27 protein-coding genes are annotated in these 22,988 nt (G+C 58.6%); 19 read left to right on the top strand and 8 right to left on the bottom strand.

Annotated features, from left to right (window positions below):
• The first annotated feature begins 143 nt into the window (after window positions 1–143).
• Complete coding sequence (locus AC0L8G_RS09260; RefSeq protein WP_473388529.1) at window positions 144–1,379, top strand: mechanosensitive ion channel family protein; 1,236 nt, start codon at window positions 144–146, stop codon at window positions 1,377–1,379.
• A 117-nt stretch (window positions 1,380–1,496) separates the two neighbouring features.
• Entirely contained in the window at window positions 1,497–1,958 is a 462-nt protein-coding gene (locus AC0L8G_RS09255; protein ID WP_473388527.1) for a YHS domain-containing (seleno)protein, read from the top strand.
• Between the two features lie 2 nt (window positions 1,959–1,960).
• Here AC0L8G_RS09255 and AC0L8G_RS09250 read toward each other — a convergent pair whose 3' ends face one another.
• Genes AC0L8G_RS09250 through fliF form a run of 5 tightly spaced genes read right to left on the bottom strand, consistent with a single transcriptional unit; the run spans window position 1,961 to window position 6,338 of the window.
• Window positions 1,961–3,088 carry a FliG C-terminal domain-containing protein gene (locus AC0L8G_RS09250; RefSeq protein ID WP_473388525.1) on the bottom strand — a complete coding sequence of 376 codons (1,128 nt, stop codon included), beginning with the start codon at window positions 3,086–3,088 and terminating at the stop codon, window positions 1,961–1,963.
• Entirely contained in the window at window positions 3,088–3,858 is a 771-nt protein-coding gene (gene fliP, locus AC0L8G_RS09245) for a flagellar type III secretion system pore protein FliP (protein WP_473388524.1), read from the bottom strand. Before fliP ends, AC0L8G_RS09250 begins: the two co-directional genes overlap by 1 nt.
• 19 nt (window positions 3,859–3,877) lie before the next feature.
• Window positions 3,878–4,210, bottom strand: a complete 333-nt coding sequence (locus tag AC0L8G_RS09240; RefSeq protein WP_473388522.1) for a FliM/FliN family flagellar motor switch protein — start codon at window positions 4,208–4,210, stop codon at window positions 3,878–3,880.
• The gene (locus tag AC0L8G_RS09235) at window positions 4,200–4,811 is read right to left on the bottom strand and encodes a FliH/SctL family protein (protein WP_473388521.1); all 612 of its coding nucleotides are present in this window, start codon (window positions 4,809–4,811) and stop codon (window positions 4,200–4,202) included. The genes AC0L8G_RS09240 and AC0L8G_RS09235 overlap by 11 nt, the downstream gene beginning before the upstream one ends.
• On the bottom strand, window positions 4,812–6,338 hold the full coding sequence (gene fliF / locus AC0L8G_RS09230) for a flagellar basal-body MS-ring/collar protein FliF (RefSeq protein ID WP_473388519.1): 1,527 nt from the start codon (window positions 6,336–6,338) through the stop codon (window positions 4,812–4,814).
• A 137-nt stretch (window positions 6,339–6,475) separates the two neighbouring features.
• Here fliF and AC0L8G_RS09225 point away from each other — a divergent pair, with 137 nt between their 5' ends.
• From AC0L8G_RS09225 to AC0L8G_RS09180, 10 genes are all read left to right on the top strand, one after another.
• Window positions 6,476–7,240 (top strand): flagellar basal body-associated FliL family protein, encoded by a 765-nt coding sequence (locus AC0L8G_RS09225; RefSeq protein ID WP_473388518.1) that lies wholly within the window; start codon window positions 6,476–6,478, stop codon window positions 7,238–7,240.
• Window positions 7,241–7,251: 11 nt separating this feature from the next.
• Window positions 7,252–7,866: a hypothetical protein gene (locus tag AC0L8G_RS09220; RefSeq protein ID WP_473388517.1), complete on the top strand. Its 615-nt coding sequence runs from the start codon at window positions 7,252–7,254 to the stop codon at window positions 7,864–7,866.
• 3 nt (window positions 7,867–7,869) lie between these two features.
• Window positions 7,870–8,412, top strand: a complete 543-nt coding sequence (locus AC0L8G_RS09215) for a MotE family protein (RefSeq protein WP_473388515.1) — start codon at window positions 7,870–7,872, stop codon at window positions 8,410–8,412.
• An 88-nt stretch (window positions 8,413–8,500) separates the two neighbouring features.
• A complete protein-coding gene (gene motA / locus AC0L8G_RS09210) occupies window positions 8,501–9,370 on the top strand; it encodes a flagellar motor stator protein MotA (protein ID WP_473388514.1) in 870 nt (289 codons plus the stop codon).
• Complete coding sequence (locus tag AC0L8G_RS09205) at window positions 9,367–11,811, top strand: hypothetical protein (protein WP_473388513.1); 2,445 nt, start codon at window positions 9,367–9,369, stop codon at window positions 11,809–11,811. Before motA ends, AC0L8G_RS09205 begins: the two co-directional genes overlap by 4 nt.
• Window positions 11,808–12,524 carry a flagellar hook-basal body complex protein gene (locus AC0L8G_RS09200; RefSeq protein WP_473388512.1) on the top strand — a complete coding sequence of 239 codons (717 nt, stop codon included), beginning with the start codon at window positions 11,808–11,810 and terminating at the stop codon, window positions 12,522–12,524. The genes AC0L8G_RS09205 and AC0L8G_RS09200 overlap by 4 nt, the downstream gene beginning before the upstream one ends.
• A 30-nt stretch (window positions 12,525–12,554) precedes the next feature.
• Window positions 12,555–13,340: a flagellar basal-body rod protein FlgG gene (flgG, locus tag AC0L8G_RS09195; RefSeq protein ID WP_473388511.1), complete on the top strand. Its 786-nt coding sequence runs from the start codon at window positions 12,555–12,557 to the stop codon at window positions 13,338–13,340.
• 4 nt (window positions 13,341–13,344) lie between these two features.
• Window positions 13,345–13,863, top strand: coding sequence for a flagellar basal body P-ring formation chaperone FlgA (gene flgA / locus AC0L8G_RS09190; protein WP_473388510.1), 519 nt, complete (start codon window positions 13,345–13,347; stop codon window positions 13,861–13,863).
• Window positions 13,860–14,612, top strand: a complete 753-nt coding sequence (gene flgH, locus AC0L8G_RS09185; protein ID WP_473388508.1) for a flagellar basal body L-ring protein FlgH — start codon at window positions 13,860–13,862, stop codon at window positions 14,610–14,612. Before flgA ends, flgH begins: the two co-directional genes overlap by 4 nt.
• A 17-nt stretch (window positions 14,613–14,629) precedes the next feature.
• Window positions 14,630–15,148: a flagellar basal body-associated FliL family protein gene (locus tag AC0L8G_RS09180; RefSeq protein WP_473388507.1), complete on the top strand. Its 519-nt coding sequence runs from the start codon at window positions 14,630–14,632 to the stop codon at window positions 15,146–15,148.
• An 81-nt stretch (window positions 15,149–15,229) separates the two neighbouring features.
• Here the strand turns inward: AC0L8G_RS09180 and AC0L8G_RS09175 are convergent, their stop codons facing one another.
• Window positions 15,230–15,922 (bottom strand): flagellar hook assembly protein FlgD, encoded by a 693-nt coding sequence (locus AC0L8G_RS09175; RefSeq protein WP_473388506.1) that lies wholly within the window; start codon window positions 15,920–15,922, stop codon window positions 15,230–15,232.
• A 27-nt stretch (window positions 15,923–15,949) separates the two neighbouring features.
• Complete coding sequence (locus tag AC0L8G_RS09170) at window positions 15,950–17,182, bottom strand: flagellar hook-length control protein FliK (RefSeq protein ID WP_473388505.1); 1,233 nt, start codon at window positions 17,180–17,182, stop codon at window positions 15,950–15,952.
• Between the two features lie 82 nt (window positions 17,183–17,264).
• On the opposite strand from AC0L8G_RS09170, the gene AC0L8G_RS09165 reads away from it, so the two are divergent.
• The 6 genes from AC0L8G_RS09165 to AC0L8G_RS09140 all read left to right on the top strand — a co-directional run bounded on the left by AC0L8G_RS09165 (window position 17,265) and on the right by AC0L8G_RS09140 (window position 21,126).
• A complete protein-coding gene (locus tag AC0L8G_RS09165) occupies window positions 17,265–17,582 on the top strand; it encodes a rod-binding protein (protein WP_473388503.1) in 318 nt (105 codons plus the stop codon).
• A complete protein-coding gene (locus AC0L8G_RS09160) occupies window positions 17,582–17,968 on the top strand; it encodes a hypothetical protein (protein ID WP_473388502.1) in 387 nt (128 codons plus the stop codon). The genes AC0L8G_RS09165 and AC0L8G_RS09160 overlap by 1 nt, the downstream gene beginning before the upstream one ends.
• A gap of 190 nt (window positions 17,969–18,158) precedes the next feature.
• Window positions 18,159–19,358: a flagellin N-terminal helical domain-containing protein gene (locus AC0L8G_RS09155; RefSeq protein WP_473388501.1), complete on the top strand. Its 1,200-nt coding sequence runs from the start codon at window positions 18,159–18,161 to the stop codon at window positions 19,356–19,358.
• Window positions 19,359–19,464: 106 nt separating this feature from the next.
• The gene (gene flaF, locus AC0L8G_RS09150; RefSeq protein ID WP_473388500.1) at window positions 19,465–19,848 is read left to right on the top strand and encodes a flagellar biosynthesis regulator FlaF; all 384 of its coding nucleotides are present in this window, start codon (window positions 19,465–19,467) and stop codon (window positions 19,846–19,848) included.
• A 4-nt stretch (window positions 19,849–19,852) separates the two neighbouring features.
• On the top strand, window positions 19,853–20,275 hold the full coding sequence (locus AC0L8G_RS09145; RefSeq protein ID WP_473388499.1) for a flagellar biosynthesis repressor FlbT: 423 nt from the start codon (window positions 19,853–19,855) through the stop codon (window positions 20,273–20,275).
• Window positions 20,272–21,126, top strand: coding sequence for a DUF1217 domain-containing protein (locus tag AC0L8G_RS09140; protein ID WP_473388497.1), 855 nt, complete (start codon window positions 20,272–20,274; stop codon window positions 21,124–21,126). Before AC0L8G_RS09145 ends, AC0L8G_RS09140 begins: the two co-directional genes overlap by 4 nt.
• Window positions 21,127–21,128: 2 nt before the next feature.
• On the opposite strand, the gene AC0L8G_RS09135 is transcribed toward AC0L8G_RS09140, so the two are convergent.
• Complete coding sequence (locus AC0L8G_RS09135; protein ID WP_473388496.1) at window positions 21,129–22,511, bottom strand: FliI/YscN family ATPase; 1,383 nt, start codon at window positions 22,509–22,511, stop codon at window positions 21,129–21,131.
• An 87-nt stretch (window positions 22,512–22,598) separates the two neighbouring features.
• Here AC0L8G_RS09135 and AC0L8G_RS09130 point away from each other — a divergent pair, with 87 nt between their 5' ends.
• Window positions 22,599–22,979, top strand: a complete 381-nt coding sequence (locus AC0L8G_RS09130; RefSeq protein WP_473388495.1) for a FlgB family protein — start codon at window positions 22,599–22,601, stop codon at window positions 22,977–22,979.
• Window positions 22,980–22,988 lie beyond the last annotated feature (9 nt).

Genomic DNA, 22,988 nt, shown 5'->3' with positions numbered 1-22,988 from the left:
TTCAGTGAGTCCCCCTCACTTACTTATCACGCGTCGCAACACAGCCAAAATCGCCGCCTGAAACGGAACGATAGCGGCCTTGGACTGTTTGCCCCCGAAGAGCAATCAATCATCTTTAATATCGGCAGGCGCGGGGCAAGCCTATGAATTTCTTTGGCAATAACTTTTTCCAGACAATCCAGTCCAGCCCGGAGAACGACACAGCGGGAGATCAGGCCAGCGACGCCGCGAAAGACGCCGCCAGCGAGGTCGATTCGTTTTTCACTAATCTCTCGCCCAAGCTTCAGGACGGATGGGACTGGATTCAGGCCAACGCTTCGGATTTTGCTATCGCCGTCGGCGCCTGGATCGCCCTGTTTCTCGTGCTGCGCGTCGCACGGGCGGTCATCGCCGGCGTCATCAAGCGCAAAAAGAAGGGCTATTACGCACCAGCGAATGTCATCGCGCGGCTGATCAGCAAAACCGGCTCTGTCTTCCTGCTGGTTGTCGCCGCCGCGCTGATCACCCCGTTTCTTCCCATCATACCGGAGGGACTGGGATCATACGCACGGACCCTCGCCGTCATTATCGGCATCATCCAACTCGCCTCCTGGTCGCATGAATTGCTGACCGCCGGCGTCGTCAGCTATGCCGACGCGGCCGCCGCCCAGACCGGCGTGCTGGCCAACGCCATCAATCTGATCAAAACGCTGCTCGCGGTCGCGGTGTGGACCATCGCGCTGCTAATGATCCTGTCCAATCTCGATATCGAGATCACTGCGCTCATCGCCGGCCTTGGAGTTGGCGGCATCGCCATCGGCCTCGCGGCGCAGAATATTTTCAAAGACCTGTTTTCGTCTCTCGCCATCGTTTTCGATCAGCCCTTCATTCGCGGCGACTTTATCAGCTTCGACGGCGGCGAGTATCTTGGCGATGTAGAGAAGATCGGCATGAAGACGACGCGCATCCGTTCGCTTTCGGGGGAAGAAGTCATCATCGCCAATTCGCAATTGCTGGATAAGGAAATCCGCAACTTCCGGCGCATGGACGAACGGCGCGCGACTTTCTCATTGGGCGTGCTCTACCAAACCCCGCATGAGAAACTGAGACGGATTCCGGAACTGGTGAAATCCGCTATCGAAGATGTGGAGAAAGCCCGCTTTGACCGCTCGCATCTCAAGGAATACGCCGACAGCTCGATCAATTTCGAGTCTGTCTTCTGGATCAGGGACCGGGAATATTCGGCCTATATGGAAGTCAATCACCAGATTCTGTTGAACGTGCACAAGGCGTTCGAAGAAGAGGGAATTGATTTCGCCTATCCGACCCGGACCCTACATGTGGAGACCTTGCCGCCAGACAATTCCGCGCCACAAGACAATTCCGGCGGCGACCGGTAGACCGCCAAGTTCGCGAAGCTGTGATCTGTATTGATTTGGCGGAGCCCTCTCGCCGCGCTAGGAGTCGGTCCGGCCGCGTGACAGCGGCGACGCCGCAACTCACGCCGGAGCCCGCTCATGACCAAATCCGTCACCGCCCTTTTCGCCACGCTGTTCGCCGCTCTGGCCTTTGTCTTCGCTGGCGCGAGCGCCGCCGCCAAGGCACCGGTTTACACTGGGCGCTTTTCATCCGTCGCCGTCGACGGCTATGACCCGGTCGCCTATTTCACCGAAGGCAAGCCGGTCAAAGGAGACAAGTCCTTCTCGACAAAATATCAGGGCGCCGAGTGGCGCTTTGCATCAGCGGAAAACCTCGCTGCGTTTGAGGCTGCGCCCCTGCAATATGCGCCGCAATATGGCGGCTATTGCGCCTGGGCCATCGCGCAGAATTATACGGCGCGCGGCAACCCCGACAATTGGGCCATTGTCGAAGGCAAACTCTATCTCAATTATAATGACGAGATTCAGTCCCGCTGGGAGAAAGACATTCCGGGCTTCATCAAAGCCGCCGATGCAAACTGGCCAGATGTGTTGAAGTAGGCTTACTCCGCCGGAGCGTCGGCCTCTTTCAGGGGAATGAGCTTGAACTCACCCTGCGCGACGAGACTTCGCACCGCCGTCGTCACCTCGCGCTGAGCGCTTTCGCCGTCAGTTTCCGACGGCGTTTCCATTTCGGCGAGCTCTTCTTTGTACTGCTCGACCATGCGCTTTGAAATATTGCCGAACAGGAACTCCACTGTTTCGCGCGCATTGGTCTCGCCAAATTTGATCGCCTTCAGCAACACTTCGCGGTCCACATCACGCAACAAGGATGTCGCGCCAGCCGCGGGCATGCGCTCATAAAGCTCTTCGAAGGTCAGCATGGCGCGCCGGACCGCAGCGCCCACTTCCGGATCGGCCTGCTGGAAATGCTCCAATAGCGCATCGCGTTTGGCGCCGGGCAGGAAGTTGATGATTTCGCCCACAGTTGCGCCGGCATTGCCCTTCGGCTTCGCCTCGCCGCCCTCTTCATCGTCGTCGCCCGCTTCTTCTTCCGCGCCGGCGCCGCCTTTCAGCAATTCTTCTTCCAGCACATTGGCGATCGCTTCGACCGCCTCCGCTGATGGCGGCTGCTTGCGCGCCAGTTCCAGCAGAATGCGCTGTGCATAGTCGCCCTCGGCGAGATCGAGCACGCTCGCGGTTTTTTCATGGGACAGCTTTGCGATAATCGCCGCGGCGACCGGCATGCGCTGCGCCTGAACATAGTCGGCGAGCACCTGGTCTTCGAGTTTTTCGATGCGCGGCCAGACAGCGGAATCGCCGCCGCCGCCCATATCCGCCAAAATCCGTTCGGCGCGTTCTTCCTGCGCCATCAAGGACAGGACGCGGCGCGCCTCATCGGCTCCGCCAGCGAGATTGTCGTCAACCTGATTGACTTCGGAGAGAAATTCTTCGGCGACAGTCTGCAATAATTGCGGCGAAACGGTTTTGAGTTCGGAAAATGCTTTCGCAAACACTCGAAGCTCATTGTCGGACATTTCCTCGACAATCGCCGCAGCAGCCTCCGCACTCAACGAAGCGAGCACGATCGCCGCTTTATGCGACTTGGTGAACCAGTTTTCATACCGGATTTCGCCGCGCGCATCCGGCTTGATCCCTCTGGGATCAGCTTTTTGCAATGCCGTCGCCATTACGAATACCCTCTAACAAGCGCGCCGGAAACGGCGACCCATCCATTGGTCAACACAAAGAAAGCGACCTTGAAAGGCAATGACACAATCGCTGGCGGCACCATCATCATACCCATCGCCATAAGGATTGATGCGACAAGCAAGTCAATCACCAGAAACGGCAACAAAACGATAAAACCGATCTCAAAAGCCCGCTGGACTTCGGACAAAACAAAGGCAGGCACCAGAAGCGATAAAGGCGTCATGCCATCTTCTGCGGGCGCGGTTTCAACCGGCCGCGCATCCTGGAGAATATCAACGGCGCCGGGGTCTACGCGCGCTTCCATGAAAACCCGGAACGGCTCCATGGTTTGCGCAATCGCCACCTGCTCGGTCACCGCCCCGTTCAGCAATGGTTCAATGCCGGTGGTCCAGGCTTCCTTGAAAACCGGCTCCATCACGAAATAGGTCAGGAACATGGCGACGCTGACGATCAGCATATTTGGCGGCGCCTGTTGCAGGCCGACACCCTGACGCAGGATCGACAGCACAATCAGCATGAAAGGCAGGCAGGTGACCATCATCGCGATGCCGGGCGCAAGGCTCAACACCGTGACGAGCAGGAACATCTGAATGATGCGCTTGGAAAAACCGCCTTCTTCAGGCGCGGCCGCATCCGCCGCTTCGCCCAGCGCGCCGGTCACATCCGACAAAGTCTGCGCCGACGCCGGTTCTGCTATCAGCACCGCCGCGGCCAAGACCAATACTAAAAACGCCTTCACGCGCCGCATGCCCGTCGCCCTTCCCGGCCTAGTTTCCGATTCCGCAGATCTCGAGCATTTTCACGCCGATGCCATTTTCATTTTCAGTCGCTTCCACCAATTCGCCCTTGGCGATCAGGCGGTCACCCACAAAAATGTCGACCGGATCTTCGATAAGCTGCTCAAGATCGATGACCGTGTCCTTGGTCAGCTCAAGCAATTGCTGCACAGTGATTTTCGCAGCGCCGATGGAAACCATGATCCGAACAGGCAGTTCCAGGATGTTGCGATTTCCCGCACCGCCATCGCCGCCATTCAGCACATCGGCGATGATATCTTCATCGCTTGCATCGCCTGCCGCCACTTGATTGTCATCGCTCATCGCTCGTCTCCTCATGCGGCGGGTTTTCCGCTCCCAGCGCGCGCAAAACTTCTTCAATCAGCCCGTCCGGATCGTGAAACAATCCGCCGTTTTTCCACTTCGCATCGACCATGGCCGGCGCGCAGCTTTCATCCGCAACCAATGTGATCTCCGGCGCTGTCGTCAGCACGCGGTTTTCTTTTTCCGGCAAATGCGCAATCAATGACGGATGCACGCGCAGCGTCAGCTCCGAATGATCACGAACCACGCGGTCTTCAACAAGCTGCAAAATGTCAGTAAGCGACGACCGCCGCGCAAGCGTCGGCGCAACCGCCGCAAACAACCGCTCAACCAGGCTGAGACAATCACGGCGATAACGCGCATCCATATCGGCGAGCATTTCGCCCATTTGCGTCGTCAGCGCTTCATGCAAGGTTTCCTGCTCGCCCAACTTGGCTTGCAGATCATGCGCACCAGCCTCAAATCCCGCTTTGTAGGCGTCGCAATTGGCGTCCACCATCACCGGCGCGCCGCCAAACTGGCGACCGGGCAGCGATGGAATACGCACCGACTTCGATGCGCTCGCCTTGTCGTCTGAGAGATTGACTGAACCTGCAGTCATTTACGCCGCCCGTTCCGTTTCGCCGAGCCATTCTTTGAGCAAGGTCGTGGTCGCTTCCTTGTCGGAACTGCTTAGATCGCGCAATTCCTCCAGCGGCGAGCGGGCGACTTGTGCCGCCGGCTGCAACGCCGTCGCGTCCGGCGATGCGATCGCCGCCATTTCGGGCGCGCCTGCGATGTCTTGCGTCAGGACAGGCTTCAGCACGAACATGCCAAGCACAATCACAACGATCGCCGGGATCAAAATCTGCAGGATCGACATGATGTTTTGCTGCGCCCAGAGCATGACGCCGCCTGTTTCTTCCGGCGTTTCCACCGCTTCGAATTCGTGGAACGGCATGGATTTGACGGTGACGATATCGCCGCGCGCCTCATCAAAGCCGACAGAGGCCGAAACGAGTTCGCGAATGGAACCAAGTTCCGCTTCCGCGCGCGGCGCCGGTGCGGCGCCATCGACGCCGGGAACGTCATTGATCAACACAGCCACATGAACCCGGGAGATCGCGCCGGGAAGTTTTTCACGCTGGCGGTTCACTTCAGAAATATCAAACCGCGTTTGTTCGTTGGTTTCCGAGCGCGACGAGCTTGATTGCGAGGTCTGACCGCCCGCATCGCCTTCGGGCAGATTGCTGGCGACCGTGACCGCGCCGGAGGCGCCGCCCTGATCGGATTGCGAGGATTCGGAGGTTTCTCGGCCCATCATCACCCGGCTTTCCGGGTCAAGGATGCGTTCGGAGACGGTTTCATGCTCACGATCAATATCGAGGGAGACCGTCACCCGGGCGTTGCCCGGTCCGACCCGCGCTTCCAGCAAATCCATCAGATTGGCCTCAAGCCGACGCTCGCGGTCGAGGCTGTCGCCTTCGGCCTGAATCACGGGATCGCCGGCGCCTGGCTTCAAAATCACGCCATTGACGCTGTCGAGGATCGCCACCTGCTCCGGCTGCATGTCCGGCACGGCAAGCGCAATCAGATAGCGCATCGCCGTCGCCTGCTGCAGATCGAGCCGGCCGCGGCTCATGGTGATGGTCGCCGAAGCGCTGGGCGGGCGCCGCCGCCGGGCGAAGGAGGATGCTTTCGGAACCGCAATATGCACGCGGGCAGATTTCACGCCCGGCGTCGCCAGCAGCGTGCGGGCGAGTTCGCCCTCTTTGGCGCGCCAATAAGCGGCGTCAAACATTTCCGAAGTCGTTGCAAAACCGTTTAATTCGTCAAGAAGTTCAAACCCCGGTTGGCCCTGTTGCGGCAGGCCCTGACGGGCCAGCGCCATCCGCAATGCGTCACGCCGGTTTTCCGGAACATAGATCGCCTCGCCGCGCACTTCCGCTTCGACATTCATCGCTTCAAGCGCGCCCAGAACATCACCCGCCGCAGAAGAGTCGAGCCCCCCATAAAGAAAGGCCATTCGCGGTTTTGTCGCGATATTCATAACCGCCGAAAACACGATCAAGGTCGCCACAAGGACGCCCACAAGGATCGCTTTTCTTGAAAGCGACATTTCGTTCCAGACAGATGCAAGTTTGAACATACCCAAGCCACCATTAGGACAGGCCGCGGGGGTGCGGCGCATTCCTGAAATTTCTTGGTTAATTTCCGGGGGTTTGATTAATTTAGGGTTTACGTTTGCCTGTATAAGGTGCGCCTTGAAATCGATAGGTGCGATACGTGTCAGATAGCGACAAGACAAGTGAAGCGCCGCCCGTCGACGGTGAAGCCACCGACGAAGAAGCGGGCGAAGCGACACAGAAAAAAGGTCTCGGACTGGTTCCGATGATCGCTGCCGCCGTTGTGGTTGCAGGCGTCGCTGGCGGCGCGGCCTTTGTGCTGACGCCCGGCGCGGAAGAAATCAATCCAGCTTGCCTAGACGCCGCTGCGCAGGACGATGCGGACGAACATGGCGCTGAAAAAGATGCGCATGGGGAAGAAAAAGATTCTCATGGCGCACAAGACGAACATGGCGAAGACGCGGCGCCGGTAGAAGAATGCCCGGCGGAAGAGCACGGCGACGCGGAAAAACCGGACAAAAAAGAGAAAAAAGAAAAGAAAAGGAAAGACGACAAAGGTCATGGCGGCGGCGACGAAAGCGCGTCGAGCAATGTCAAACCGCTCGGCGAAGTACAGCATACGGCCTACGCCACTTTCCTGGTGATGGAGCCTATGGTTGTGTCGATCGCGCCGATCGGCCGCTCAAAGCACCTGAAAATCTCTCTTGTTCTCGAAACGGATGATGACGGCGCTCAGGAACTCCTGGAACAAGGGTTTTACGTGCAGGACGTGCTCAACACCTTTTTGCGCTCCGTCGATAATGAAGTTCTTGAAGACCCTTCCGCGATGTCGCGTCTGCGCGCGCAAATCCTTCGGCGCGTTCGCGCCATCGCTCCGGACGCGAATGTCCAGAACGTTCTCATCACAGAATTCGTACTAACTTAAGAGGCCTGAAAATGGAGATGATCATTGACTTTATGTTGCTTGCCGCATCCGGCGCTGCAACATTTTACTGCTTCATCCTCAGCCGCAAACTGGAAGCATTGAAAAACACCGAAAAGGGCCTTGGGGCGACGATCGCCACCTTGTCCCACACGGTGGATCAAGCGCGCTCAACAGTGACGATGGCCAAGGAGTCCAGTGCGGAAAGCATCAACGACCTGACGCCGTTGATTGCGGAGACACGGGAAATCCTGCCGCAACTGACGGAAATGATCGATGTCATCTCGGAACTAGCGGAAATCGCAATCCGCGAAGTCAACGAAGCATCGGGACAAGCTGGCGCAGAGCTCGACACGCGTCTCGCCAAGGCGAAAGCCCTGCAGCAACGTCTCGATGAGCAAATCGATTTCTTCCTGGTCGACAATCCGGACCCGGACGGCGACGGCACGCGCGTCGTGCCCGGCGCCAATGGCGGCGAAAATGTCTCCTATCTGGATATTGACGACGAAGACGTCGCCCCCGCCGCCGCCAAGGCGAAAGCCAAAGCAAAGGCGAAGGCCGCTTCGAAAGTCACCGCCGCGCTGATGCATGCGCGCAACCAACGAAAAATGAAAAGGCTCGCCGGGTAAGTCATGAAAACCAGAGCTTTGTTAGTGCTGGGCGTCGTCTTTTTCGGCTCCTTTGTCGGTCGCATCGCGGTGCTCGCATCGGAAGCGTCCGGCAAGGCGTCGCCGGGCGCGCTTGCGGGTGATGCAGTGGCTGCAGGCGCTTGCGTCGACGGCGAACTCGCCTCCGCAGTGAAAGACCGCATGTATTCGCTCGACAGCCGCGAAACCTCTATTGCGGATCGCGAAAGCGAACTCAAAACCTATGAAACGCAGATTCAAAAGCGTCTGGCCGAACTCGACAAGGCCAATGAGGAGCTGCAAGCGAAAATTCAAGTCGTGCAGGATGCGCGCAATGAAGACATCGCCAAGCTCGCCGCCATCTATGAAGGCATGAAACCGGCCCAGGCCGGACAGATCATCAATGAGATGGATTCAAAATTTGCAGCCGGCCTGCTCTCGGCCATGAACAATGAACAGGCCGCGCTGGTTGTCGCCAGCATGGACGCCAACAAGGCCTATCTGGTCAGCGTCATCCTCGCAAATCGGTCGCAGCAACTCGCGCAATAGTACCCGTGAACTTCAGCTAAGATTAACTTCTCCGTGAGATACAAGTTAACCAAGACGGTAAATTTGTTCACATTTGTTGCGGGCGGTTATGGGACCAATTCTCGGCATTATCATCACGGTTGTCATGGTCTTCGGCGGCTATCTGACAGCCGGCGGGAAGATGGAAATCATCCTGCACTCGCTTCCCTATGAGATGATGATCATCGGCGGCGCAGCCGTAGGCGCGTTTGTCGTCAGCAATGATTTCGGCACCATCAAACATGTGGGCGGCGACCTCATGAAGGCGCTTTCCGGCCCGAAATGGAAGAAAAAAGATTATCAGGACCTGCTTTGCCTGATGTACGAATTGCTGCGCGTTGCAAAGGAAAGCCCGGTTCAGGCGGAAGCCCATATTGAAAGCCCGGCGGAATCGACAATTTTCCAGCGCTATCCGAAAATCGCAAAAGATCACGACGCAACTGACATTATCTGCGACACGATCCGCTCGATCCTGATGAATTTCGACAACCCGCATCAGGTTGAAGATCTGCTGGAAAAGCAGCTCGAAGCGATGCAGCACGAAAGCACACATGGCGGCCATGCCTTGCAGAACATCGCTGACGCCCTGCCCGCACTCGGCATCGTCGCGGCGGTGCTCGGCGTTATCAAAACCATGGCGTCCATCGACAAGCCGCCTGAAGTTCTCGGTCAGATGATCGGCGGCGCGCTTGTGGGAACGTTTCTCGGCGTGTTCCTCGCCTACTCCCTTGTCGGTCCCTTTGCGACGCGGATCATGGCGGTGAATGAACAAGAGCAGGGCTTTTACAAGCTCATTCGCGAATGCATCGTCGCCCATCTGCAAATGCACACGCCGCAAATGTGTGTCGAGGTCGCGCGTCGCGCGATCCCCGGCCATGACCGGCCCGGCTTCTCTGACATCGACGAAGCCCTGAAATTGCTGAAGAAGGAAGCCGCATGATGAAGCGCGTGCTTTTCTTCATGTTGCTGCTGCTCGCCCCGGCCGCCGCCGCGGGCGAAACTTTGTCTGTGCGGGCGGGCGAACATGGCGACTATTCGCGCCTTGTCATTCCGAACGCGCCGGCGGACTGGCGCATTGCGACTTCCGACCGCAAGATCGAAATTACATTTCCCGATAAAGCCACCGCTTTCGAATTGTCAGACATTATCGACCGGCGCAAAGCCCATCGCATTCTCAATGCACGCGTCATCGATAGTGACGACAGCCGCGCGCTGGTGTTGTCTTTGACGTGTGATTGCCCTGTGCGCACTTCCAAAAGCGCCGGCAACGCCATTGTCATTGATATTTTCAACCAGACGCCCGTCGCTCTTGCAGAAGAAGACGAAGCGCCCGCATCGGAAATTTCCGACGCCGCCAAGGCAAGCGGACAGACTACGCCGGAATCGATGCGCCTCGCCCGCGACCGGATGATCGCCTTGCTTGCCGAGGCCCGCCATCAAGGCGTCATTCAGTTGAAGGCCGACGATGCGCGCGAAGCGCAATCGGACTCGCAAGCCGGTGCGGCTCAGGAAATAAAAGGCGCGACGCCGGTTATGAACGCCTCGCACACGCCGGCGCAAGAACAAGAACAAGCGCCCGCCCCGCATGCGGCGCCGCTTCCTGAACATGCGCAAGGCGAGCATATCGTCATCGCGCGTGAACCGCCGCGCGCTGATGGTCCGCCCCAGTCACTGCTCGCCGAGAACGCCGCGCCTGGCCAAACTTGCGCCGACCCGGTGCTGTTCAACCAGCCCGAAGGCGACGCCGGCTATATCGATTTCTCCGCGATCACCAATCTGCGGCAGAAATATGAGCTGACCCTCGACGAGTCAGAGCGCAAAGACCTCGCATCGACCCTGGCGCTCGCCTATATCCATCTCGGCTTCTTTGAAGAAGCGAGCGCGGTCGCCAGCTCCCTCGCCCGCGACGGCGATCCGGCGATGACCGTCGCCGCCGCGCTTTCAGACATTGCAACGGAATCACTGCCGCGCGCCCGGCGTTTGCTGGCGCCCTATCGCGACTGCGGACCGTTTTTCGAAATGGCCTATGCCGCAGCCGCGCGGATCGATGACGAAGATGTGGCGACAATGTCGGAAAAACACCTTGCCGCCTTACGCCCGATGACAAAAGCCCTGCGTGCGCCGCTTGCCGAAGCGCTGGGCCTTAATGCGGTTGAGCGCGGCGATATTCTCATCGCCAAAGAATTTTATACGGTCGCTAAGAATGCGCGCGGAAAAGACCGCAGCGCCGCCCTGGTGATTCTCGAAAACGCCCTCGCCTCACAACTGGCCGACGCTTCGCAACCGGCTGACGCTGCGCATGGCGCTAATGAAGCAGCGCCTTCGCCTGCGACAGCACACGCCGCAGCGCCAGTCGATACAAAAGCGCTGAAAGAAATCGCCCAAACCCCCGGCCCGTTGCAGGCGCGCGCGCTCGCCATCCTCGCTGACGACTATCAGCGGCGCGCCGACGTTGCTTATGAGGGTCTGCTTGACGACATCGCCTCTCAGACGTCGCGCAAAAGCGCATCCCTGTCCGAAGCGCGCGCCTCTTTCAGCGGCGCCAAAGCGCTGGTCGCCGCAGGACGTTTGCGTGAAGGCGTAACCATCCTCTCCGCGGCGGCCAAATCCGCGCCGGCCGCCCATGATGCAAGCCAGGCGCTTGCGCGCTCCATCATCACGACCGCGCTCATGCAGGACGATGAAACCCGCCTTGAAGCAGTAGCGGCGTTTTTTCATCACCGCGACTTTCTCGATGTTCCCGGCAATGGCGATCTGAATGTCGCTGTGGCGCGCGAACTTGCAGCATACGGCGCCAACTCGCTGGTGGATGAAGCGCTTGAAGGCGCACCGCCCGCATGGCGCGCCCAAAGCGACGCAATGAAGGCGCTTTCCCATCTCAATAGCGGCGATTCACAAGGCGCGCTTGATATCGCAGCCCATGGCCAGTTCAGCGCAGAACTCGGTGTCGTCGCTGTCAAAGCCCATGAACGGCTGAACGACCGCGCCGGGGCTGTCGCCGCAATCAAATCATCCATGCGCGGCGGCGGCGCAGACGAAGAATTTTCAAAAGCCGCCTGGCGCGCTTCCGACTGGCCGCTGGCGGTCAACGCATTTGCTGACGTTCCGAAAAAACAGCGCAAGACTGACAGCGCCGCGCGGGCCGCCCTCGCCGCCTTGAATGGCGGCGCCGGCGATCTTCCCCCATCGGTGCGCGAAACGCTTGCGAGCGACCAGAACGCACTCGCCGCGCTCGCCCATATGTTCATATCGGCGCCGCCGGTGAATGTCCGGGCGATCGACTTGCTTTCCGACTTCAGCAAGGGCGTCAAAAAAGAAACCAACTTCATGGAAACCGGCCTGGCCCAGATGGACCGCGGCGCCGGAGGAGATGGACAATGAGCAATACGATTTATGTTGCGCTTTCCAAGCAAGCGGGCCTTTCAAAAGAGCTCAACAGCGTCGCGAACAATATCGCGAATGTGAGCACCGCCGGCTATCGCCGCGAAGGCTTTTTGTTTTCAGAATATGTTCGCGCCCTGGAACCGCAGGATCGCAGCATCTCGCAGGCCAATGTCGGCGGGCACTTTTTCGACTCAACACCCGGCGCCCTGACCCAGACCGGCGGCATGTTCGACCTCGCCATTGAAGGCGAAGGTTATTTCCTCGTGGAAACGCCATATGGCGAACGCCTCACCCGGCAGGGCAGCTTCATGCTGGATGCGGAAGGCCAACTGGTCACTGCGGAAGGCCATCGCGTGCTTGGCGATGGCGGTTCGCCCGTCGCCATTCCGCCCGAAGCCACAAGCATTACAATCGCACAGGACGGCACCATCGCCGCCGATGGCGCGCCAACCGGCAGCATCGGCCTGGTGAAGGCCGACCCGACAACCCTCGCGCGTGAAGGCGACAATCTGCTGCGCGCGACAAAGGGCTATGAGCCCGTGGAATTAGCCAAAGTCCGTCAGGGCTTTATCGAAGAATCGAATGTCAACGCCGTACTTGAAGTCTCGCGCCTCATCGAAGTGCAGCGCGCCTATGAATTGGGCCAACAGCTGCTGAAGGATGAAGACGAGCGGATTTCAAAAACAGTTGACGCGATGAGACGCCGTTAAAGGCGCGAACAGCATAAGGAGGCTTGAACAATGCAGGCTCTAAGAATCGCCGCCACCGGCATGGACGCACAGCAAAAGCGCGTCGAAGTCGTGTCGAACAATATCGCGAATATGAGCACCACCGCCTATGATTCACGGCGCGCGGAATTCGCGGATCTTCACTATCAACAATTGCGCGCCCCCGGCGCCATCTCATCGTCCACCGGCCTCGTCGCGCCGGCCGGTATTGAGCTTGGCCTCGGCGTTCGCACAGCGGCCATCTCCGTCAATCACGAGCAAGGCTCGCTACGCCAGACCGGCGGAGACCTCGATCTCGCCATTGAAGGGCGCGGCTTCTTCGAAGTGACCCTGCCCTCGGGCGATCCCGCGTTCACCCGCGACGGCACGTTCAAAAAAACCGGCGAAGGTTTGATCGTCAATTCCGAAGGCTATCCGCTCTCCGGCGACATCACCATTCCGCAAGACGCACGCTCGATCACCGTCAATGCGAATGGCGAAGTCTTCGCCTATTTCGACGGCCAGACCGCCGGACAGCAAATCGGCTCGCTGCAATTGTCGATCTTCGTCAATGAAAAAGGCCTCGAAGCGCTTGGCGGCAACATGTTCCGTGAAACACAAGCTTCCGGCGCGCCGATCCCCGGCGAACCCGGCCTCGATGGCCGCGGCGCCATTCGCCAGGGCTTTCTTGAAGAAAGCTCCGTCGATGTTGTCGCTCAGATCGCCGACCTGATCGAAGCGCAACGCGGTTATGAGCTCAATTCAAAAGTCATTTCCGCCGCCGACCAGATGCTCGGCTCCACCACGCAGATCCGGTGACATCATGAAACAGCTTTTCATCATCGTCGCCAGCGTCGCCGCCCTGCCCGTCGCATTCGCGTCAGCAGCGGCGCAGGATCTGGCGGCGCTTGCGCCGACATTGGCAAGCGCGCCCGATCGCATCGGCGACGACTTGCTCACCGTTTCGGTGATGCCGGCGCCCAAAAAGCCCGCACAAATCCGCGCCGCCCAGAATTTGCGCGCCGGATCTGTACTGCACGCTTCCGACCTGATCGTCGACGGCGACGGCGCCAATCCGCTTGATATGTTTGTCGGCATGGAGCTGAAGCGCGCGGTCTACGCCGGCAAGCTGGTCACGCCAAATGATGTGGGCCCGGCGACCGCCATTCAACGCAACGCCATCGTTACGCTGGAATTCGCACGCGGTCCGCTGCTGATCACAACCGAAGGCCGGGCGCTGGACGCCGGCGCCGTCGGCGATTCAGTGCGCATCATGAACCTGAATTCAAAAATCATTCTCTCAGCGGTCGTAACCGGACCGAATAAGGCAGTCACACAATGAACAAGAAGCTTCTTCTGCTGACCTTGCCGATCATGGCGGCGACGAGCGGTTGCTCGTCACGTCTCGATCACATGTTCAATCCCCCGTCCATGTCGCCGGTTGGCGAGATGCGCAATCCTTTGCCGCCCCCGGCTATGGACCGGTATGACGTGCCGCCAAAGCCGAACCAGATGACGGAAGCGAAAGTCACCACCGCTTCGCTGTGGCGATCCGGCCCGCAATCGCTGTTTGGCGATCGCCGCGCCCGCTCCAAAGGCGATATTCTCACCGTTGTCATCGAGATCGATGAAGAAGCGGAAATCAAGAACTCCACCAGCCGCTCGCGCAGCTCCGCCGACGACATGGCGATTTCGAACTTTTTCGGCCTGAACTCCCTGGCGGAAGATCTTTTGCCGAATGGCGCATCGCTGGACCCGGCGATCGGCGCCAACTCCTCCACCAGCTCCGCCGGCGACGGCGCCATCAAGCGCGAGGAAAAGATCACATTGCGCGTCGCCGCGACGGTGATCAACCAGTTGCCGAACGGACATCTCGCCATCACCGGCAGCCAGGAAATCCGTGTGAATTACGAACTGCGTGAACTTCTTGTCGCCGGCATTGTGCGCCCCGAAGACATCGCGCGGAACAACACAATCACCTATGACAAGATCGCCGACGCACGCATTTCCTATGGCGGTCGCGGACAGATCTCTGACATGCAACGGGCGCGTTATGGTCAGCAAGTGATCGACCTCGTCTCGCCGTTCTAATAAAGGAACCCCGCCCCGTGCTGCAGAAACTGTTACCGATCATCATCATCGCGGTCGCCGGCATAGCTGGCGGCGGCGGCGGCTTTTTCGCAAAATCAATGATGTCGGGAAAAGCTTCGGCTGAAAGCGCGGATGACGCCCATGGCGAAGCCGCAGATGACGGCCATGGCAAGAAAAAAGGCAAGAAGGGCGGCCACGGCGAAGAAAGCGCCAGCAGCACCTATATGAAATTCGGCCGCCAATTCGTGGTGCCGGTTGTGCATAAGGGCCGGCCGAAATCCATGGTCATCCTCGACATCAATATCGAAGTCGACGGGTCTTATGACGAAAGCATCTATGCGCTGGAGCCCCGGCTCAGAGACGCGTTTCTTTCAAAGCTGTTAGAGCTTTCGAGCCAGAACATGCTGCCGCAAATGCTCGAAGATGCAGACAAGCTCGACTACACAAAAGAAGAATTGCTTGAAACCAGCCGCGAGATCATGGGCGACGCAGCGCTCAATGTTCTGATCCTCGACCTCGGCATTCAAAACTACTAGACCGCCGCGCCCATTTCAAAATCCGGACAATAAAAAACGCCGCCTTGCAAGGCGGCGTTTTGATTCAAGCTGTGTTGCAGCCTAGCTCTTCAGGCCGAGTCCGGCGATCTGTGCGGGGTCGATATCAATGCCGCCCTCCAGCACAATCGACGGCTCCTTGCCGTCAAAGCGCACTTCACGAACGCCGCCAAAAGTATTGGCGATCTCCTCCGCGTAGACTTCCCCATCCTTGTTGAAGTAAAGCGCGGTGATGGCGTAGGGGCCACTCGGCACGGTTTCGCCGTCCACCTTGCCGGACCAGCTTTGTACAGAAGACCCGTTCAACGAATTGAAACGCGTGACTTCATTTCCTTTGGAATCGGTGATCACCGTCTGCACCCTCACCGCTTCGCTATCGCCTGAAAAGCGGTAGTTCACCGGGGTTTCTCCATCGAAATAGGTGGGCGCGTCTTGCACTTCAGCTTGTTTGCCGATCCAGCCGGCATATTTATCAATGCCGTCTGCGACCATCGCAGAAGCAATCGAGTCGAGTTTGTTGTTGGCGTTCACCAACTGTTCGACAGAGGTGAACTGCGCAAGCTGAGCGACAAATTCGGTGGAGTCCGCCGGGTCGAGCGGGTCCTGGTTCTGCAACTGCGCGGTCAACAGCGTCAGAAAGTTCTGAAAATCCACCGCGCTCGCAGCGCCATTGTCTTTTGGCTTGGCGGCGGCGGCGTTTGCAGCGTTCGATTGCTGCGTTTGCTGATACGGCGCGGTCGTTGATGAGGCCTGCATGGGAGTCTCCTCTAAATGGGTTGGCGCTTAAAGCCGGCGATCAAGCCGGCCGAGCGCGACCTGCGCGGCGGGCGCGGCAAGCTGCGCCGGCGCCTCGTCTTCGGTCATGGCGAAATTATAGGTGTTGTCATTAGCCTGCTCCGCAGGATTTTCCTGCGGACCATGATCTGAAAACTGCAGATCGAGCCCCGTAAAGCCCTGATCTTCAAGCATGCGCTGGAAAACATCCGCATTGCGGCGCATCAATTGAAGCGTTTCCGGCGAGTCTGCAGAAAGCACGGCGCGCACAATATCGCCGCCATCGCTTTCAAAACCGATTGTCACGCGCCCAAGCTCCGGCGGATCGAGCCGGACTTCGAGGCGATTGTCGCCCTGGCGGGCGGTCACCGCTGCGGCGAGCTGGTCGCGCACGGCGTGGATATGAACATTGCGCTCTGCTGCGCCGGTCGTGACTTCAACCCGAGACGAAGCCAGGCGGTCGAATTCAACACCCCTGTCCTCACGCGTCATTGTAGAATGGGCCTGCGTTTCCCCGGCTGTGGCGTCAGCGACCAGCGATGCCGGCCCGGCAAGCGGGTTGTTGGCGGCGGTAGCAGGCGTTTTCGCACCTATACGCGGCGCCAATAGAGGGTCTGTGCCTTCTTCCGCCCCGTCGCGCGGCGTTTCAAGCGTGAACTCCGCTTCCGGCGTCTCACCATCGGCCTTAACGGAAGCGTTCGCAGCAACCAGGCCGATAGCCGGCGCGGCTTTTTCCTGCGTTTGCGTGGCGGGCTTGGAAATTTGTGTTTGCGCTTCAAGCGTCAACTCTTCGGCGACCGGCGCCTCATCGGCGGACGCCGGTACGGACGATGCAATTACTTCGCCCGGCAATGACGCCTCAGCGGTTTGTCCGGCGGCCAAGGCAGGCCCGGCAGCCGTCGCCGGCGCGGCGGTCAGCAGCGAAGCCTCCACCGCCGGGGCGGCGATCCCCGCTTCAATCGGCGTCGCCGCATCTGCGGCAGGCGCCTCAAGCGTCGCACGGAACGCGTCCGCGTTAAATGGCTGCGCGCCGGGTTGCGGCTGAATGGCCAGTGGGCTGATGATTTCACCGCCCTGCTGCGCCTCTTTTAACAATCCTTCAATAAAGGAAAAGAAACCCTGAGCATTTTTGTCGGCGTCATTCGTATCCGCGGAAAAAAGGGCGTCGGGGCCAGTCGCGATTTGGCCGGAAGGTTTGCCGGCCAGCAGCGAGGTCAAAAAAGAGATCTGAGCATTTTCCATAAAGCTTTTCTACATTTGATAACTTATTTTTTAGTTACGCGACCTAGTGTTGCTTAAAATTATTCCTAATTGGAGCGCCTCAATGAACGCCGCCAATCTCTCTCTCGCGCTCAACCCGGCAACCGTCGACAAGGTTCGCGAAGCGACGAAGACAACGATCGACGAGACCAGGACAGAAGAAGAAAAAGCGCTGCGAAAAACGGCGCAGGAATTCGAAGCCGTGTTCATCGCCGAAATGCTGTCTCACGCTGGTTTCGAAAAAGCGATCGCGACAGATTCCGGTCCCGGCGGAGAAGCCTTTTCCCGGATGCTCGTCGAAAACTACGCCGAAAAGCTCACTGAAAAAGGCGGCTTCGGTCTCGCCGACCAGATTTACCGTCAGTTGAAAGGCCAGCTCTAGTGAAAAGCCCGCTTGAAAAACTGAAGTCCATTGTCGACGGCCTGAAAAAGGTCACCGACCAGGAGCACGCGGTCATCGGCAAGCGCGCCTTCGACCAGATCGCTGCGCTGACCGCGCAGAAGGAATCGTTGCTCGCTGAATTCGATGAAGCCGCACATGCGCTTGATGCTTCTGAACTCAGTGAACAACTTATTGCCGAGCTCGATGCAATTCGACTAAAAGCTGAAGAAAACGCCGCGACGTTGAAAGCAACCGCACAAGGCGTGCGCGAGGCGCGCGCGCGTCTCAAAAAGATACGCGAAGCAGAGCTCAACACCGGCGTTTACGCGGCCGGCGGCGCCGCACTGCGCAATCCGAACGCCTCAACAATCGTCGCAAAAGTCTGAGGCGTTAAGAGCTTATTATACGAAAACGCGTATCCCTATTCCCATACAACTTCACGGTTGTTGCGGACATGCTTAAATGGCGTGCCGCGGGCGTAAAAAGCCCGAAATTCCCGTTTCACCGCGGGGCTCCCGACAACTCCCAAGCGAGGTCGGACCGTTAAAATTTAACGATCCAAATCGGAGTCTTACAATGTCTAACAGCCTTCTTACAAATACTTCCGCCATGGTTGCCCTTCAGAACCTGCGCACGGTCAACAAAGGCCTGTCGATGGTTCAAGAGCAAATTTCTACTGGTAAAAAAGTCAGTAACGCTCGCGACAACGCAGCCATCTTCGCCATCTCGACTGTCATGCAATCTGACGTTAAAGGTTTTGAAGCGATCAATCAGTCGCTGAACCTTGCCGGCTCGACTGTTGGCGTTGCGCGCGGCGCGGCTGAAAAAATCACCGAACTGCTCGTCGACATGAAAGGCCTCATCGTGGCCGCTCAGGAAGACAACGTTGACCGCACCAAGATCCAAACGGATATTGGTCAGCTTCGTGACCAGATCGGTTCTATCGTTGAAGCCGCTCAGTTCAACGGCTTGAACTTCCTTAAAGGTGCTGACACGACCAGCTTCCTGGCGTCGCTTGACCGTGATGCTTCCGGCAGCGTGACAGCCAGCACGATCGACGTTGCCGACTACAGCCTGGAAACGGCTGCTGGTAACGCTGTCGCCGGTCTTGGCGCTGGTACAACCGGCGTTGGCTCAGGCTTCAACACGGCGGCTCAGCTCGTTGCTGATACGGGCGTCTTCTCGCTTGATATCGACGACGGCGCAACCTTCACAGCTGGCGATACATACGAAGTTCGTATCGACGGCCGCAAGTTGGTTTATGAAGTACAGACCGGCGACGACGAAGACGATGTTGCACAGGGCATTACCAACCTGGTCAACAATGCCGGTATTTCCGGTGTGACTTCGGCTTTCGTTTCCGGCGGCGGTTCGGCTGACGCAACAGCTGACATCACCAATGCTTCCGGCAGCACTATCGCCATCGAACTGACTGTAACGGACGGCTCAGGCGGCGGTCTCGCCAACCTGAACGGTCTTGACGTTTCGAACGCAACGAACGCAGCTGCTGCGCTCATTTCAATCGAAGGTCTGATCTCTGAAGCGATCGATGCTTCTGCATCGTTCGGTTCTGCTCAAAAGCGTATCGAAATTCAGAACGAATTCGTCTCCAACCTGACGGACTCCCTGAAAACCGGTATTGGCGCCCTGACGGACGCCGACCTGGAAGAAGCTTCAGCTCGCTTGCAGTCTCTGCAAGTTCAGCAGCAGCTTGGCATTCAGGCGCTGTCGATTGCGAACCAGTCGCCGAACTCTATCCTCGGCCTCTTCCGTTAATCGGAGTGACTATCCCCGCGGAGGCCTTCGGGCCTTCGCGGGACTTTTTAAGACCAACACGCGTGGGGGAAACAACGACGTGAAGAATAAGGGGCTATGAGGGAATATGACGGTATCGGCGCTCGCACGTAACGCCTATCATGAATCAACGCGGACAACGGCTTCGCCGCGCGCTGTTGAAAGACAACTGCTTTCACGCCTGACGACCGCTCTGGTCGTCGCTGAGAAGAACCGCGAAACAGACCATCCGGCCTATGTGCGCGCGCTCAGCAAAAACCTCGAATTCTGGACGGTCGTCGCAGCCGACATCGCCAGTGAAGGAAATCAGCTCCCGGTCGAGCTTCGCGGGCAACTCTTTTACCTTTTCGAATTCACTCGGGCGCATACTCAAAAAATCATCTCCGGCGCAACGGATCTGGATGCCGAGGCGCTGATCGAGATCAACCAGAATATCATTCGCGGTCTGCAGGGCCCGGAGGAAACCAGGTAAAAGAATGACCGGCCTCGTCATCAAGCTCAAGCCAAACGAAAAAGTGCTTGTGAATGGCGTGCTCCTGCAGAACGGAGATCGCGCAACGAGCCTTCGCGTGCGTTCAAGCGACGTTTCGATCCTGCGCGCCCGCGACGCCATTGAAAAAGACGACGCCAACACGCCGCTCACGCGCGTCTACTATGTCGCGCAACTGGCGCTGGCCGGCGAAGCCGATCCGGACCAGGCTGCAGAGGAAATTCTGCAGGGACTGGCGCCCCTCAAATCGATTTTTCCCGGCGAAGCCGGCGACGACATTCTCCGCGCGATCGATGCGGCCCGCGAGCAGAAATTCTATGTGGTGATGCGCGCGACGAAACGTCATTTCGAGTTCGAGCGTGCTCTGCTGGATCGCACGCCTGTCGCCGCAACGGCGTTAGCGTCATGACCTTCCTCCCCGCCATACCGCTCGGGGGCTATATTGGCTGGCGCGTGTTTGAAAACAACGCTGAGCGGCAATTCGAAACATTCCAGAAATCTCCCGAAATCATCCGGAATGTGGATTATTTTCGCGAGCATATCGCCGAAGCGACGAGCGCGGAAAAGCTGGTCAATGACCGCAAACTGCTCACCGTCGCGCTTGAGGCTTATGGCCTCGGCGACGAAGTCAACAAAAAAGCATTTATCAAGAAAATTCTCGTCGAGGGCACGGAATTCAGCGATTCCTTCGCCAATCGTACAAGCGATTCACGCTGGCGCGATTTCGCGCGGGATTTCGGCTATGGAAATTTCACCGGCGCGCGCGTCGGCATAGAATCCTTTCGCGAACAGACGGCGAATAACTATCTCGAACGCGCCTTTGAAGAGAGCGTCGGCGAAGTCGATACCGATATGCGCCTCGCCATGAATTTCCGCCGCGAAATCGCCCGCATCGCCGAAGGCGCAAATGTGGATACAACCGGCTGGTTCCAGATCATGGGCCAAACGCCATTACGCACGGTCATGGAGTCGGCGCTGGGGCTTCCCTCGTCAATTGGCTCGGCCGATATCGACAAGCAAAAAGAGTTGTTTGAACGCAAGGCCGAACAGTTTTTCGGCAGCAAATCGCCATCAGTCTTCAAGGATCCGGTGAAAGTGGAAGACGCCTTGCGCCGCTTCTTCCTGCAAACGGAAATTCAAAACGGTCCCAGCGCTTCCACGCCCGGATCGGCGGCCCTGTCCGTATTGAGCGGCGGCGTTGCAGGCAGCGGCGTATCCGGCAACAGCCTGATGAACCTGTTCATCTCGAACGCAGGCTAAGCCTAGCCAATCGCGCTGGCCTTCGCCGACGTCGCCACCGGCTTTTTCGCGCCCGCATGAATAATCGCCTGCAGCCGCTTATAGCTGTCCTCCACGCCCATCTCAGTCTTGTCGGAAATGAACTGGTCGAGCTTCGGCCAGATCTCCAGCGCGCGGTCGATCTGCGCATCCGCCCCATGGGCGTATAGTCCGGCGCGGACGATCGTTTCAGAGTCCTCATAGGCGCGCAAAATCGCGCGCGCCTCCCGCAACAACATGTTCTCTTCTTCACTCGCCGCGCCTGGCAACGAGCGTGAAACGCTGCGCGATACGTCAATCGCCGGAAACCGGCCACGCTCGGCGATCTTGCGCTCAAGCACGATATGGCCGTCCAGAATGCCGCGGATCATATCCGCGACCGGTTCATTGTGATCTGAGCCGGCGACCAGCACGGAAAACACCGCCGTAATATCGCCCTGCTCCTTGTCGCCCTGCCGCTCTTCGCCCGGCCCCGAACGCTCGACAAGCGAGGCGATGGTGCGAAAGGTCGAGGGCGGAAAGGCATGAAGCGACGGCGCCTCGCCGGCGGAAAGCGCAATCTCGCGATGCGCCTCGGCATAGCGGGTCAATGAATCGAACAGCAGCAGCACTTGCTTGCCCTGGTCACGGAAATATTCCGCCGTCGCCATCGCCAGATGGGCGCCGCGTTTTTTCGCAAGCGGCGATTGATCCGCTGTCGAGGCGATGACAACCGCTTTCGCGCGGCCTTCCGGCCCCAGCGTATCTTCAATAAAGGCGCGCACTTCCCGCCCCCGCTCGCCAATCATGGCGATGACGGCGACGTCGCATTCAACCCCATTAGCGATGTCGCCCAATAGCGTGGACTTGCCGACGCCGGAGCCCGCGAAGAGCCCGATGCGCTGGCCGCGACAGATCGGCAGGAGCGTGTCCATAACGCAAAGCCCGGTGGACATGCGCCCGCCCAGCATTTTGCGTTTCGCCGCATTGGGCGCAGCATGCTCAAGCGCCATCGGCGTTTCACCGATCCGCAAGGCGCCCTCATCCATCGGCGCCCCGAACGGATCGATAATCCGGCCGACCCAATCATCGCTGGGCAACGCATCGCCAGCGGCGCGGTCAAGCGTCGCCACATCGCCAACGGCGGAACCGGTTAACGAACCGTAAGCAAATCCGGTCGCGGTTTCCCCGTCCATCGCAACAATTTTCACCCGCACTTTGCGCCCGGACCCGGTCGCGACAATCACCGTGTCACCAAGCGACGCATAACCTGCGAGCCCGGCGATCTTCAAAGACAGACCGTCCGTCGCGGTGACAACGCCATAGCGGCGCGGCCCTGCCGTCTTCAGGAGTTGTTCGATTTTCAATGGCGCCAGCGAAGGGCTCATAAGAAGGACACGCGCTCTAATGTGGTTAACAGTTCATTCAGCATATAGGTGCATTTATCCCTTACCGCTGGTTAAGGCGAGGTATAAATGTTTACGGATTTCAAACTGCTGAATACGGCTTCCGCGCTAGCGCGACACTCCGTGCAACGCCATGCGCAGATTGCGGAGAATATCGCCAACGCAGATACGCCCGGTTTCAAGGCGAAAGACCTTCAGCCCTTTGCAGAAGCCTATGCAAAGAGCGAACGCGCATCGGCCATGCATCCGCAGCGAGCGAATTTCGCTCACAGCGCCTTCCAGGCGGAACGCATCGACATTTCCGGCGTCGCATCGCCAAACGGCAACACGGTTTCCCTTGAAGATCAGGTGACGCGTTCGACATCCGCCGTTCGCGATCATGACACGGCGCTGACGATTTACTCAAAAGCGCTTTCGATGATGCGCGCCACGCTTGGCAATCGCGGTTAGGGAGGTAGA

This window comes from Hyphococcus sp. D3-15, from assembly GCF_055809375.1.
This window is presented reverse-complemented; position numbering and strand designations above follow the sequence as displayed.